This is a genomic window from Rhizobium freirei PRF 81 (assembly GCF_000359745.1).
GTDB lineage: Bacteria > Pseudomonadota > Alphaproteobacteria > Rhizobiales > Rhizobiaceae > Rhizobium > Rhizobium freirei.
Genome location: NZ_AQHN01000090.1, coordinates 59963 through 74365, shown reverse-complemented (window position 1 = coordinate 74365; position 14403 = coordinate 59963). Strand labels below are relative to the sequence as shown.

Genomic DNA, 14403 nt, shown 5'->3' with positions numbered 1-14403 from the left:
GTTGCGGAGAGTGTTCACCCCCCCTGTCACTGTCGTGACATCTCCCCCACAAGGGGGGAGATTGGTAACCCGCGGTTGCCGCCGTTTCCAGCCAGCATGCATCTGTTGATGCTGGGGCCTGTTACCTTTGGAGGGTGAGCGGCGAACTCCCAACGATCTCCCCCTTGTGGGGGAGATGTCGCGAGAGCGACAGAGGGGGGTGTCAGAGCCTCGACAGCCGGAAAGCTGCCCTTCAACACAGACCTAGCTCATCAAGCCGCGGGCCAAGAACTTACAGCCCTTGAATATACCGGCTCAAACGCTCGGCCGCATCCGCAATCTTTGCCGGATCGCGCAGGAAGCAGGCGCGCATGAAAAGCTCGCCGCCCTGCCCGAAAGCCGTTCCCGGTGCCAGGCCGACGCCGGTCTTGTCGACGATGTCGAGCGCGGCCTTGCGGCTATCGGTGACGCCGTCGATCTTCAGGAAGGAGTAAAGAGCGCCATCCGGCTTCAGCGTATGCACACGATCGGTCGCAATCAAGGCGTCGCAAAGAATGTCGCGAGAGCGGGTCGCCTTGGCGATGTTGGAGCGAACGAAATCATCGCCTTCGTTCAAGGCTGCGACCGCGCCGCGTTGCATGAACTGCGCGACACCCGACGTCGAATATTGCACGAGATTTTCGAGCACCTGCCCTAGCTCCGCGGGAGCGACGATCCAGCCGACGCGCCAGCCGGTCATCGACCAGTTCTTCGAAAAGGAGTTGACGAAGAGAATTTTATCGTCGGCGTCCTTGATGTCCAGGAAGCTCGGCGCGCGGCCGCCGGCATAGTAGTACAGCGCATAGATCTCATCGGCCATGATCCAGAGGCCGTGCTTGCGCGCCAGCGCCAGAATATCGCGGAGATCCTGATGGGTCGCCGTCCAGCCGGTCGGATTGGAGGGCGTATTGATGAAGAGGCCCTTGGTCTTCGGCGTGATCGCCGCTTCGAGGCGTCCAAGATCGATCGTCCATTTGCCGTTTTCGAACTGCAGCGGCACGCCGACCGAGCGCGCGCCGGCGATCTCCAGGGCCGCGGCGATATTCGGCCAGGCCGGCGTCAGGTAGACCATTTCGTCGCCCGGCGAGGTGATCGCCTGCACGGAAAGCTGGATCGCCTGCATGCCGGAGCCGACGACATAGAAATGCTCCATCGGCAGCGAGGTGCCGAAGTGCCGGCCATAATAATCGGCAAGCGCCTGGCGCAGCTCCGGAATGCCGCGCTGCCAGGTGTAGAAGGTTTCGCCGGCGTTGAGCGAGGCCATGGCGGCACGGTTGATGAAATCAGGCGTCGGCAGATCGCCCTCGCCGACCCAAAGCGGCAGCAGGCCATCGCGGCCGCGGGCATAATTCACCACTTCGACGATGCCGCTTTCGGGTGCTGCGAGCGCGCGCGGGCTGAGGCTGTTCAGTATCGACATGCAGAATCTCCGGTTTCTGCCTTCATAAAGCAGAGCGCCGGACAAATCCCATGACTTTGCCTTAGCGACCGATCGATTTTCGTGATGAATAAAGCCCCGGTCCTTGTGGGACCGAGGCTTTCAAAAACGTGGAACCGAGCCTATCAGCGCTTCGCGAGAAGATCGCGGATTTCCGTCAGCAGCTGAACGTCGGCCGGCGGCGGTGCTGCTTCGGCGACCTTCTCTTCCTTGCGCTCGACCTGGGTGCGCAGCGTATTCACACCCTTGACCATCAGGAAGATAATCCAGGCGAGGATCAGGAAGTTGATGAGGACAGTAATGAAGTTGCCGTAGGCGAGAACGGCACCTTGAGCGCGGGCGGCGGCCAGCGTCGGCGCATTGACGCCCGAGGAAAGGCCGATGAAGTAGTTCGAAAAATCGAAGCCGCCGAAAATCCTACCGACGATCGGCATGATGATATCGTCAACCAGCGATTTCACGATGCCGCCGAAAGCGCCGCCGATGATCACGCCGACCGCGAGATCCATGACATTGCCGCGCGCGATAAATGCCTTGAATTCATTAAGCATTGAGCAGTCCCCTTCGCGTTGCCGTTGAATTCACTCGTGACGATTAGCACCATCTTTTTCCTTATTTTTCAACAGCGAATTGGCGCAAAGCCCTGCCAAAGCGAGCATATCCCAAGATAAATCCATAGGTTAGACAATTTAATCATGCACATCTGGGTTTATTTGTTCGTCAGTTGCACGCAATCCGGCGGAAGCTGGCGAGCCCACACTGGGAGAGATTCCAGACGGCTCGCCCTCGTAAGGGCGACGAAGATTTAAGCGTTGGACTTTCGCATGACTCTTGCGACAAGCTCGCGAACATAGCCCGCGTCGAAGGCCTGATCGAAAAGGATGCGGTATATGATCGGCGAGATGAGGTGATCCATCAGCTCTCCCAGGCTCGGGAAAGACTCGCCATTTTCCTTGGCGCGCGCGATCAAGACGCAAAGCTGCTGCTGGGTGTAGCCACTGCATCTTTCCGCATTTGTGCCGTCGATGGTCGCCAGAACATCACGCAGCATCTGCCGCCCGACACCGGAGGCCATCTCGTCGGCATATTGCTCGACCCAGGCCTCCAGGTCCTCGCGGGCACTGCCGATCCTGGCCGGTTCGCCCTCCGGCTGCAGGCGCGAGGCGGCGACATCGGCCAGAAGCTCTTGAAGATCGCCCCAGCGGCGGTAGATTGTAGAGGGTGTGACATTGGCGCGCTGCGCAATAAGCGGGATCGTCACATCGGCGCGATCCATCTTTGCTAGCATTTCGCGGACGGATTGATGCACGGCCGCCTGTACTCTGGCACTGCGCCCGCCTGGGCGGGGATTTTCTCTGTGGCCCATAAGTCTCTGCCAATCTTTCCCTTTTGCTGTCGGTGAACAGGTGTGCGCCATTCACTAACGCAAATTATTTGCTTTTGTGCGTCGGGCATCCTATATGCGCCTAACGCAATCTTTTAGCTTTAAGCCAGGATATAGTCGATGCCCACGCTCGAATCCACTTCCAGCTTGCCAATGTCTCCGGCCAGACGCTTTGCGCCACTGTTCTACGCCGCAACTAGCGCCCTGTTCTTCGCCGCATCTTCGGCACCGACGCCGCTCTACCGACTTTACCAACAGGCTTTCGCCTTCTCGCCTGTTCTGATCACGGTGATCTTCGCCGTCTATGCCTTTGCACTGCTCGCCGCCTTGCTCATCGTCGGCTCCATCTCCGACCATCTCGGCCGCCGCCCGGTGATCTTCGCGTCGATCCTGCTCAATATGGTGGCGATGGCGCTGTTTTTAATGGCTGAGGGGCCGAATTGGCTGATTGCCGCGCGCATCGTCCAGGGCCTGGCGACGGGCGCTGCGGCAAGCTCCATCGGCGCTGCGCTCATCGACCTCGATCCGATCAAGGGCTCGATCACCAACAGCCTTGCGCCGCTTGCCGGCATGGCGATCGGCGCTCTCGGCACCAGCCTGCTGGTCCAGTTTGCGCCGGCGCCGACGCTGCTCGTCTACGCCGTCACGCTCGCCTTGCTCATCCTGCTGGCAATCCTGCTCTGGCTGGTGCCGGAGACGACGGAGCGCCGCGCCGGGCTGCTCGCATCGCTGAAGCCGGAAGTGGCCGTGCCGCCGCAGGTGCGCCGGACATTGCTGGCGCTGACGCCGATCAACGTCGCCGTGTGGGCGCTCGGCGGCTTCTATCTGTCGCTGGTGCCTTCGCTCGTGAGCGTTACCACGGGCAGCACGGCGCCGCTCGTCGGCGGCTCCGTGGTCGCGGCCCTGACGATCAGCGGAGCAAGCTCGGTGTTTCTGTTGCGCAAGAGATCCGCGCAGACCGCAATGACATTGGGCATATCGAGCATGACGCTCGGGGTGCTGACGGTCGTTGCCGGCGTGCATGCGGCTGAGGTATCGATCCTTGCGGCGGGAACGGTGATCGCCGGCGCGGGCTTCGGAGCGACCTTCCTCGGCACGGTGCGCAGCCTCATGCCGCTGGCAAAGCCGGACGAGCGCGCCGGGCTGCTTTCGGCCTTCTACATCCAGAGCTATCTCGCCTTCAGCCTACCGGCCATCCTGGCGGGCTTCCTGGCAAGAGCGTTCGGATTTGCGGAGGCCGCGGATATCTATGCCGCAGCCATCATTCTGCTCGTCGGCTGGGGCGTATTTGCGCTGCGCGCCGGCCGGGAGAAGCCCCTGAGTATTGCGTAAGAATACACTTACGGCTTTAGCCCAAGCTCGGCTCGACCGCTGCCGTCCATCGCAAACGGCACGGACGTATGCTCGTGAACGATCGTCCAGACGCCGGCCTCTTTTCTGAGGCCGAGCGTTTGGCGAAACCATAGATCGACCTCGAAGCCATCTGATTTCTTGCCGGTCATCTGCACGAGGCCGGTCCAGAAGGCGACATCACCACCGATGGTCAGCCTGACATCGACGGTATTGCCGCCGATCGGCCCTTCCCACGTCGAAAACCAGCCTTCCAGACCCTTTTCGCCCTTGCCCTTGTGCACCAGAGGTGCCGCCAGAGTGAAGCTGACGACATCGTCGCTCAGGTGCCGAACCACGCCCGCTGCATTCTTGTTGCCAAGAGCGGAAGCCCAGCTTGCAAGCGTTGTGCTGATGGCCTCTGCCTCGTCGCGATTGCCGATGATCTCGATCATGTCATCCTCCTCGGTTTGATGAGCTCAAGCAGAGGACGAAGGAAAAGGGCCGCTCCCGACAGGAGCGGCCGTTATTTTTAGGGATGGATGACTGCTTGTCTCAAGCGGCCTTCTCGACACGGTAGGGATCGAAGCGTCCGTAGAAAGTCTCGCCCTTTGCCGCCATGTCTTTCAGCAGCGCCGTCGGCTGGAAATGTGGGCCGTAAGCGGCTGCCAGCTTTTCGCAGAGATCGGCGAAAGCCTTCACGCCCATGCCATCGATGTAAGACAGCGCGCCACCGGTATAAGGCGCAAAGCCGAAGCCGAGGATGGAGCCGACATCTGCCTCGCGCGGGTCGGTGACGATGCCTTCTTCGATGGTGCGAGATGCTTCGAGGGCGATGGTGACGAGAAAGCGCTGCTTCAGCACGCCGACATCGACCTCATCGGCCGTCTTCTGCGGATAGAGATCCTTCAGGCCCGGCCAGAGCGATTTCTTAGCCGGCTTCGGCGGATAGTCGTAAAAGCCCTTGGAGTTCTTCCGGCCCAGGCGTCCCTCGCCTTCCACAAGCCCGGTGACCAACTGCATGTGACGCGGGTCGACGGCCTTCTCACCGAGATCAGCGATAGTCGCCTTCAAGATCTTGTAGGAGAGATCGATGGCGACCTCGTCGTTGAGCGCCAGCGGACCGACCGGCATACCGGCCATCTTGGCGGCATTCTCGATCATCGCTGCGGGCACGCCCTCGATCAGCATGTCATAGGCTTCGTGGATGTAGCGGAAGACGCAGCGATTGACGAAGAAGCCGCGCGTGTCGTTGACGACGATCGGCGTCTTCTTGATCGCGGCGACATAATCGAGTGCAACCGCCAGCGCATGATCGCCGGTTTCCTTGCCGAGGATGACTTCCGTCAGCATCATCTTCTCGACCGGCGAGAAGAAATGGACGCCGATGAAATCGACCGGGCGCTTGGAATTCTCAGCAAGACCGGTGATCGGCAGCGTCGAGGTGTTGGAGGCGAAGACGGCGCCGGCGGGCAGCACGGCTTCGACGGCCTCGATGACGGCCCTCTTGACTTCGCGATCCTCGAACACCGCCTCGATGACGAGATCGGCATCCTTCAGATCGGCGTAATCGGCCGACGGCGTGATGCGCGAGAGCAAGGCAGCACCCTCGTCCTGCGTCATCCTTCCCTTACCGATCGAATCCCTGACCAGCCCTTCGCCAACGCCCTTGCCCTTGGTCGCGGCCTCGATGTCGCGGTCGATGAGCGTGACCGGAATACCGGCGGCGGCAGTGACATAGGCGATGGAAGCGCCCATGAAGCCGGCACCGACGATGCCGACCTTCTTCAGCTCCGTCTTCGGCCGGCCCGCCGGGCGGCGGGCGCCCTTGCCGAGCTCCTGCATGGAGATGAACAGCGAGCGGATCATCGAATAGGCTTCGGTGGTCTGCAGCACATGGGTGAAATAGCGCTGCTCGATCTTCAGGCCGGTATCGAAGGGAACCTGCAGACCTTCATAGACGCATTTCAGGATGGCGAGTGCCGCCGGGTAGTTGCCCGATGTCTCGCGGCGCAGGATGGCAGGCGCTGCCGGCCAGAGCTGAGCTGCGGCCGGCGTCCAGATGCCACCGCCCGGTGCCTTGAAACCCTTCTCATCCCAGGGGGCGACGGGCTTCAGACCGTCCTTGATCATCTGCTTGGCGGCCGGGATCAGCTGATCCGGCTCGACCACCTGATGCACGAGGTTCATCGCCTTGGCGCGTGCTGCCGTCAGCGACTGGCCCGTCGTCATCATCTGCAGGGCGGATTGCGCATCCGTCAGGCGCGCGATGCGCTGCGTGCCGCCAGCACCGGGGAAGATGCCGACCTTGACCTCAGGCAGCGCGATCTTGACGCTCTTGGCGTTCGAGGCGACACGGCCGTGGCAGGCGAGCGACAGTTCGAAAGCGCCGCCCATGCAGGTGCCGTTGATCGCCGAGACCCAGGGCTTGCCGCAGGTTTCGAGCTTGCGGAACAGGCCGGTCATGCGCCCCACAAGATCGAAGAGCTTCTGCGCCGCCGCTGCCGGGTCCTTTGCCTTCTCATCCTGATAGAAGGAGAACATCGATTTGATCATCGACAGATCGGCGCCGCCGGAGAAGGAGGACTTGCCCGAGGTGAAGACCACGCCCTTGACGGCTGCATCGGCGACCGTGGCGTCGATGATCGCGTTCAGCTCTTCCAGGATCTCGGCGGTGAAGACGTTCATGGACTTGCCGGGCATGTCCCAGGTAACGAGCGCGATGCCGTCTGCATCGGCCTGAACGGTGAAATTTGTGTAAGCCATTGGTTTCCCTCCTCAGACGCGTTCGATGATCGTAGCCGTGCCCATGCCGGCGCCGATGCAGAGCGTGACCAGCGCGGTTTTGAGGTCGCGGCGTTCCAGCTCATCGAGCACGGTGCCGAGGATCATCGCGCCGGTGGCACCTAGCGGATGGCCCATGGCGATCGCGCCGCCATTGACGTTGATCTGGTCATGCGGAATGTCGAAAGCCTGCATATAACGCAGCACGACGGCGGCGAAGGCTTCGTTGAGCTCGAACAGATCGATGTCGGCAAGCGTCATGCCACTGCGCTTCAAAAGCTTTTCGGTGACGTCGACCGGACCGGTCAGCATCAGCGCCGGGTCGGAGCCGATATTGGCAAAGGCCTTGATGCGGCCGCGCGGCTTCAAGCCCATGCTCTCACCGCCCGCCCTGGAGCCGAGCAGCACGGCGGCGGCGCCATCGACGATACCGGAGGAATTGCCGGCATGATGGACGTAGTTGATGCGTTCGACTTCCGGATGCGCCTGAATGCCGACCGCTTCGAAGCCGCCCATCTCGCCGGGCAGCTGGAAGGACGGATTGAGCGAGGCGAGCGCCTGCATGTCGGTGCCGGGACGCATATGCTCGTCGCGGTCGAGAATGGTCAGGCCGTTGATATCCTTCACCGGGATGACGGAATTCTTGAAATAGCCCCTTTCCCAAGCGTTGGCGGCGCGCTTCTGGCTCTCGACGGCATAGGCATCGACATCATCGCGGGAGAAGCCGTATTTGGTGGCGATGAGATCGGCCGAGACGCCCTGCGGCATGAAATAGGCCGGGAAGTTGACGGAGGGGTCCATGAACCAGGCGCCGCCGGACATGCCGAGACCGACGCGCGACATGCTTTCGACACCGCCGGCGATGACGATATCGTCTGCCCCTTGCGCGATCTTGCCGGCGGCGAAATTCACGGCATCGAGGCCGGAGGCGCAGAAACGCGAAATCTGCATGCCCGGCGCCTTGGTGGAATAGCCTGCCTCGAAGGCGGCACCCCTCGGAATGACGGCGCCGGCTTCCATGACCGGATCGACACAGCCCATGATGATGTCGTCCACAGTTGCGGTGTCGAGGCCGTTGCGATCGCGGATCGCCTCTAGCGTCTTGGCGGCGAGGCGGACGGACGGCACTTCGTGCAGCGCTCCATCCTTCTTGCCCCGGCCGCGCGGCGTGCGCACATGGTCGTAAATGAAAACCTCGGTCATGTCTCTTCTCCCTGTGGCGGCTTCCGCCGCCTTGATCAAAAGGCTTCCGCCGCCAGTTCCATCATCGTGTCGGCGCCCGTTTCGATGCGGGCCTTGCGCAATGCCGTTTCCGGCATGATGCGCTCCATATAGAACCGTGCCGTGACGAGCTTGTTCTTCAGATAATCCTCGCGCGCGCTGTCGCCAGCCGCAAGGCCTGTCTGCGCCGCCTTCGCCATCTTCGCCCACATATAGCCGAGGATGACGAGGCCGAAGAGGTGCATGTAGTCGGTCGAGCCGGCACCGGCATTGTCGGGTTTCGCCATGGCGTTCTGCATGAACCACATGGTCGCGGCCTGCACATCGTTCAAGCCCTTCTTCAGGTGTTTGGTGAAGAAGCCCATCTGCTCGTCGTTGCGGTTCTCCTCGCAGAAATCGCCGATTTCCTTGAACAGGGCCATGACGGCACGTCCGCCGTTCAGCGCCAGCTTGCGGCCGACGAGATCGAGCGCCTGGATGCCGTTGGCTCCTTCGTAGATCATCGCGATGCGGGCATCTCGGACATACTGGCTCATGCCATGTTCTTCGATATAGCCGTGGCCGCCGAAGACCTGCTGCGCCATGACGGCATGGTCGAAGCCCTTGTCGCTCATGACGCCCTTGAGGATCGGGGTCGCGAGACCAAGGATATCGTCGGCTGCCTGACGGTCCTTCTCGTCCGGAGAACGATGGGCGATATCGGACTTCAGCGCCGTCCACAGCAGGAAGGCGCGGCCGGCCTCGTTGAAGGCGCGGATGGTCATCAGTGAACGGCGGATGTCGGGATGGACGATGATCGGATCCGCCTTCTTGTCCGGCGCTTTCGGGCCGGAGAGCGAGCGGCCCTGAATGCGCTCGCGGGCATAGTTGGCGGCATTCTGGTAGGCGATCTCGGCGATGGAGAGACCCTGCAGGCCGACACCGAGACGCGCCTCGTTCATCATGACGAACATGGCATTGAGGCCCTTGTTCTCCGCACCGATCAGGAAGCCCGTGGCCTCGTCATAATTCATGACGCAGGTGGCGTTGCCATGAATGCCCATCTTGTGCTCGATCGCGCCGCAGGAAACCGGGTTGCGCGCGCCGAGCGAGCCATCTTCCTTGACGAGGAATTTCGGCACGATGAACAGCGAAATGCCCTTGGTGCCTTCCGGCGCGCCTTCGATGCGGGCAAGGACGAGATGGACGATATTATCCGTCATGTCGTGTTCGCCGGCCGAGATGAAGATCTTCTGGCCTGATATCTTGTAGCTGCCGTCGGTCTGCGGCACCGCCTTGGTGCGCAAAAGGCCGAGATCGGTGCCGCAATGCGGCTCGGTAAGGTTCATGGTGCCGGACCAGGTGCCCTCGACCATCTTCGGCAGATAGGTCTGCTTCTGAGCGTCGGAGCCGTGCACGAGGATGGCGGCGATGGCACCCTGTGTCAGGCCCGGATACATCATCAGCGACATGTTGGCGGCAGAGGTATATTCGCCGACGGCGCAGTGAAGCAGATAGGGAAGCCCCTGCCCGCCGAATTCCTCCGGCACGGCGAGTCCCAGCCAGCCGCCTTCGCGATAAGCGCGATAGGCTTCCTTGAAGCCCTTCGGCGTCGAGACCGTGCCGTCGTCATGGCGCACGCAGCCTTCCTGATCGCCGGAATAGTTAAGAGGAAACAGCACTTCCTCGGACAGCTTTGCCGCCTCGCCGACGATCGCCTCGATCATATCCGGCGTCGCATCGGCATAACCCGGAAGATTGTTGTAGCGCTCCACCCCGAGCACATCGTTCAGGACGAAGAGCGTATCGTTCACGGGGGCCTTGTAGACTGGCATCTTTCGAATTCCTCCAATTCGCCGCCGAACCTCAGATTCCGGCCACTGAGCCACTCTTACAAAATATTGACGTTTGCGTAAACGTCAAATTTGCGCCCCGCTGACTTTTTGGCGACCCGACGGGATGACGCCCAGATCGAAGGCGGCGGAAGCCGCCGTCTCCACAATCGCCGGCACGGTCACCCCACAAGAATATCCGGCTTCGAAACAGCAGAACCGAAATAAAAGGTTAAGACTTCCAACAAACTTAACGAGTTGTTTACCACGTTTCGTAAATTGTACGAGTTGAGCAGCGGTGCTTCGCGTTTCTTCAACTTATCCTTTGATGACGCGCTGTCTTTGCGGCTCTGTTTGAGGAAAGCCAATACATTTATCCCTTTCCGAACGGCGGGATCCGGGCAGCGCGGCAATGTCGCAATGTCTTTCTTCCGTCAACATGGCGGCCCGGGGTGGTCCATAGTTCGAGGCGAGCAGAAGATATGAGCGGATCGCGATCAAATCCTACCAGCACGGGCGACTGGACGTCGCTGGATGCTCTGAGCCGCACGATCGAGGGGCTGGAGGCGCGCATCGAGGACCTGATGGGCACTGCCGCCTCGCGCGATACGCGCCAGCGCGCCGCAGCCGGCTATGGTGCCGCACCCGAGCGGGCAGCCCCCCTCGAGCGCATGCCGCCGCGCCCCGAACGCGAATACCCGGCCGGTCGTCCCTACGAGCGTCCGCTGCGCTCTGGACGCCAGGAGCACGACGTCCGTCCCGATCCGCTCGCAGAAATCCGCCAGCGCCAGCGCGCGCTCGAAGCGAACCGCGAGCGGCTGCTTTCCCGCCGCGAGGAAATCCCGCAGGCCGAACCGCAGCCGGCCCGGCGTCCGCTCGATCCTTACAACCCGCGCCAGCCGCAGCGGCCGGCCGCTGAAAATTCTGTCGACATTGCTCAGGCGCTCGTCAATCTTCGCCAGGATCTGAAGCGCGACATCGCCGACAGCGTCACCCGCGAAGTGAACTCCCTGCGCGCCGAAATTCGCGATATCCGCGAGAACACCAACGACAAGCATTTCGCAGCCGATGTTCGCGAGGACATGGCGCGGCTTGCCGACAGCATCAACCAGCTGACCGGGCAGCCCGAAACGGCCGGCCTGAAGGCCGAGTTCGACGAACTGCGCTCGCTGATGGATGGCCTTGCCCGCGAGGAGTCCCTCCACCATGTCGGACGCCAGGTGAAGGCGATCGACACGACCGGCCTGCAGGACGAGCTCGTTTCGCTCGCCTATCGCCTCGACGATATCAAGCAGCACCTCGGCGGCATGAACGACAGCCCCGCCGTGCATGCGCTGGAACACAAGCTGCTGACGATCGCAACCGCGATGGAGAGCCTCGGCTCGATGATGCAGCCGCAGGATCAGGCGATGCAGCGGCTCGAAGGCCGCCTCAGCGGTCTTGCCGACCAGATCGACGTGATGAGCCGCGACGCCGCACGGCGCCAGCCCACGGATGATCTCTCCGGCCGCCTCGAAGCGCTCGCCATGCGCATCGACGAGCTGGGCAGCGCCAAGGCCGTCGCCCGCCTCGAGGAGCGCCTGGACCAGCTCTCGCACCTGATGGAGCGCTCGCAGAAGGCCGCACCGCAGCCCGAGCTCGTTACCTATCTCGCCGACATCTCCCACAAGATCGACGCTCTGGAACATGGCTCCGTCGGCAACGTATTGGCCGACCGGCTGGACTACCTCGCTCGCCGCATCGACGAGATGGATTTCCATCCGCCGGCTCCGGCTGCAAACATCGACGACGGCGCGGTACGCCGGCTCGAAGGCCGCCTCTCCGACATCGCGGCCCGGCTCGAAGCCAGCACCGCCGCGCCGCCGACGGACACGCAGGCACTGCGCAATCTCGAAGAGCAGATCGCCCATCTCTCCACCCTGCTCACCAGCGAGCCAAGGGCGGCGGCAGCCGAGCATTTCCCCGTCGATTTCGATCGACGGATGAGCGCCATCGAAGACTATATGGCGACCAATGACGAATACATCATCGAGGCCGCCCGCCATGCGGCGGAAACCGTCGTCGAGGCTTATTCGCGCGAAGGCGGAATGGTCGGCGGCGCGCAGCCCGGCGACATGGCGGCACTGACGGCACTCGCCGAAGACCTGCGCCATCTCGAGGACCTCAGCCGGGCCAGCGACGAGCGTACGCATCGCACCTTCGAGGCGCTGCACGACACGCTGCTGCAGATCGCCGACCGGCTCGACCACATGGAACATCGTCGGCCGGCGCCTACAATGCCCGCAGCGACCTTCAAAAGCGACGTCTTCGCGCAAGAAGATGCCCCGGCCATCATACCGCCGATGGCGGCACCGCAGAAGGCCGGCCCGATCATCCGCACGGTCGCGCCCGCCGAGACTGCCGCCGCCGCCGAAACCGTCGTCGCGCAGGCCATCGATGCCAATACCAAGGCGGAGATCAAGGCCGCCGCGAAGAAGAGCGGTTCGAAGGCCGGTCTCCTCGCCAACCTCGGCAAGCGGTTCTTCACGCCGGAAAAGGCCGAGCCGATCTTCCCTCCGGATCGTCCCGTGATCGAACAGGCGCCCTCCATCGACCCGGCCGACATGATGCCGGCGGAAGAAGCCAACGAGCTGCTGGAACCGGGCTCAGGCGCGCCTGATATCAAGAAGATCCTGGAGCGCGTGCGCGCCAGCCAGAACACCGCCCGCGGCGGCCGCCAGCCGACCGAAAACGAGCGTGCCGACTATATCGCGGCGGCCCGCCGTGCCGCACAGGCAGCCGCGACAGAAGTCGATCAAGCGCAGCGCGGCACCGCGCCTTCCTCTAAGAAGGATGCAAAGACGGGCGGAGCGTTTTCGCGCTTCCGCCGTCCGATCCTGCTCGCCATTGGCGCGGCCCTGCTGGCGATCATGGCCTTCCCGCTCGTCAACACGCTAATGCGTGGCCAGAAGGCACCCGCACCTGCGGAAATCTCAACCATGGCTGCGCCGGCCGACAGCCCGGCGACCAACAGCGTCGCCATCAACGCGGCTCCGGCTGCCAACGATCAGCAGTCTGCCGCGAACCAGGCCGCTGCACCGACAACTCTTGCAACAGACACGGCGGGCTTCCAGCCCGCTGCGGCGCCCAGCAACGCGTTGGCCGCGACGAGCGACCACCTGACCGCAGCAGCGCCGCTCGACGGCAATCAGGCGGCAACAGAAACTCTGGCACCCGCCGGCAGCGCTCCCACCGCGCAACAGACTGCGGCTTTCGTTCCGGCCGACAAGTCCGCCGCCGCGGCGCAGCCGGCCGCGGCTCCAGCAGCCGCGGATATCCAAGTGCCTGATGGCATCCAGCCGCCATCGCTCGTCGCCGCCGCCAAATCGGGCGATCCGGTCGCCCTCTTCGAAATTGGCGCGCGCTATACCGACGGCCGCAATGTTGCGACGGACCTGAAGCAGGCGGCAAGCTGGTATCGGCTTTCGGCCGACAAGGGTTACGCACCGGCCCAGTACCGGCTCGCGAGCATGTACGAGAAGGGTAACGGCATCGACCGCGATCTCGTCAAGGCTAAAGAAAATTACGAGCAGGCCGCCAATCAGGGCAATGCCAGCGCCATGCACAATCTCGCCGTCCTCTACGCCTCGGGCGCAGCCGGCCAGCAGGATTACGACTCCGCCGCCAACTGGTTCACACGCGCCGCCAATCTCGGCGTCTCCGACAGCCAGTTCAACCTTGCGATCCTCTACGCTCGCGGTAACGGCGTGAAGCAGGATTTGCCGGAATCCTACAAGTGGTTTGCGATCGCCGCCAAGAGCGGCGACAAGGACGCCGCGCAGAAGCGTGACGAGGTCGCCAACGCCATGAAGCCGGCCGATCTGGAAGGCGCTCGCGCCAAGGTCGATCTCTGGAAGGCCCAGCCGGCCGATCCCAAGGCCAACGGTACGGACATTCCCGATGAATGGACGACCGGCAAGGGCGTGAACACGGCTTCCATCGACATGAAGAAGGCCATCCGCAACATCCAGGCCATCCTCAACAAGAATGGCTTCGATGCCGGTGCGCCCGACGGCACCATGGGCGACAAGACCGTAGCCGCCTTGAAGAGCTTCCAGAAATCCGTCGGCCTGCCGTCGGATGGACGGGTGACGGATCAGGTGGTCAAGGAGCTTCTTGCCCGCAACAAGTAGACCTTGCTGTTCCTTCGGAATTCAGAATGGCAGCACGCTGGCGTTACCACGGCGGCGTGCTTTTGTTTTGCAGAGGTTCGATGCGCGCAGCGGCAGGCCACGCAGCCCCTCGCCCTTTCGGCATATCGCCGTCACAGAAAAGCGGAAAAAGCCGCGCTAAAGTGACGCCGGCAATTCGAAAACTGGCACAGCAGAGCTTTTCCTAAGGCTCTGGCAACGATTACGGATTAGAATTCGCCGCTTAAA

General features: G+C 62.5%; 9 protein-coding genes. 2 read left to right on the top strand and 7 right to left on the bottom strand.

Annotated features, from left to right (window positions below; all coding sequences use genetic code 11):
* Positions 1-271: 271 nt before the first annotated feature.
* From RHSP_RS30945 to RHSP_RS30935, 3 genes are all read right to left on the bottom strand, one after another.
* Complete coding sequence (locus tag RHSP_RS30945; protein WP_004128475.1) at positions 272-1438, bottom strand: pyridoxal phosphate-dependent aminotransferase; 1167 nt, start codon at positions 1436-1438, stop codon at positions 272-274.
* A 143-nt stretch (positions 1439-1581) separates the two neighbouring features.
* Positions 1582-2007, bottom strand: coding sequence for a large conductance mechanosensitive channel protein MscL (gene mscL / locus RHSP_RS30940; protein WP_004128474.1), 426 nt, complete (start codon positions 2005-2007; stop codon positions 1582-1584).
* A gap of 254 nt (positions 2008-2261) precedes the next feature.
* Entirely contained in the window at positions 2262-2822 is a 561-nt protein-coding gene (locus RHSP_RS30935; protein WP_037155641.1) for a TetR/AcrR family transcriptional regulator, read from the bottom strand.
* 138 nt (positions 2823-2960) lie between these two features.
* Between RHSP_RS30935 and RHSP_RS30930 the strand changes: the two genes are divergently transcribed.
* Positions 2961-4172 carry an MFS transporter gene (locus RHSP_RS30930; RefSeq protein WP_004128472.1) on the top strand — a complete coding sequence of 404 codons (1212 nt, stop codon included), beginning with the start codon at positions 2961-2963 and terminating at the stop codon, positions 4170-4172.
* An 8-nt stretch (positions 4173-4180) separates the two neighbouring features.
* Here the strand turns inward: RHSP_RS30930 and RHSP_RS30925 are convergent, their stop codons facing one another.
* The 4 genes from RHSP_RS30925 to RHSP_RS30910 form a co-directional block, all read right to left on the bottom strand.
* Positions 4181-4624, bottom strand: coding sequence for a YybH family protein (locus RHSP_RS30925; RefSeq protein ID WP_004128471.1), 444 nt, complete (start codon positions 4622-4624; stop codon positions 4181-4183).
* A gap of 100 nt (positions 4625-4724) precedes the next feature.
* Positions 4725-6935: a 3-hydroxyacyl-CoA dehydrogenase NAD-binding domain-containing protein gene (locus tag RHSP_RS30920; RefSeq protein ID WP_004128470.1), complete on the bottom strand. Its 2211-nt coding sequence runs from the start codon at positions 6933-6935 to the stop codon at positions 4725-4727.
* Positions 6936-6947: 12 nt separating this feature from the next.
* The gene (locus RHSP_RS30915) at positions 6948-8156 is read right to left on the bottom strand and encodes an acetyl-CoA C-acetyltransferase (RefSeq protein WP_004128469.1); all 1209 of its coding nucleotides are present in this window, start codon (positions 8154-8156) and stop codon (positions 6948-6950) included.
* 35 nt (positions 8157-8191) lie between these two features.
* Positions 8192-9988: an acyl-CoA dehydrogenase C-terminal domain-containing protein gene (locus RHSP_RS30910; RefSeq protein WP_004128468.1), complete on the bottom strand. Its 1797-nt coding sequence runs from the start codon at positions 9986-9988 to the stop codon at positions 8192-8194.
* 479 nt (positions 9989-10467) lie between these two features.
* Between RHSP_RS30910 and RHSP_RS30905 the strand changes: the two genes are divergently transcribed.
* Positions 10468-14157 (top strand): peptidoglycan-binding protein, encoded by a 3690-nt coding sequence (locus RHSP_RS30905; protein WP_004128466.1) that lies wholly within the window; start codon positions 10468-10470, stop codon positions 14155-14157.
* Positions 14158-14403 lie beyond the last annotated feature (246 nt).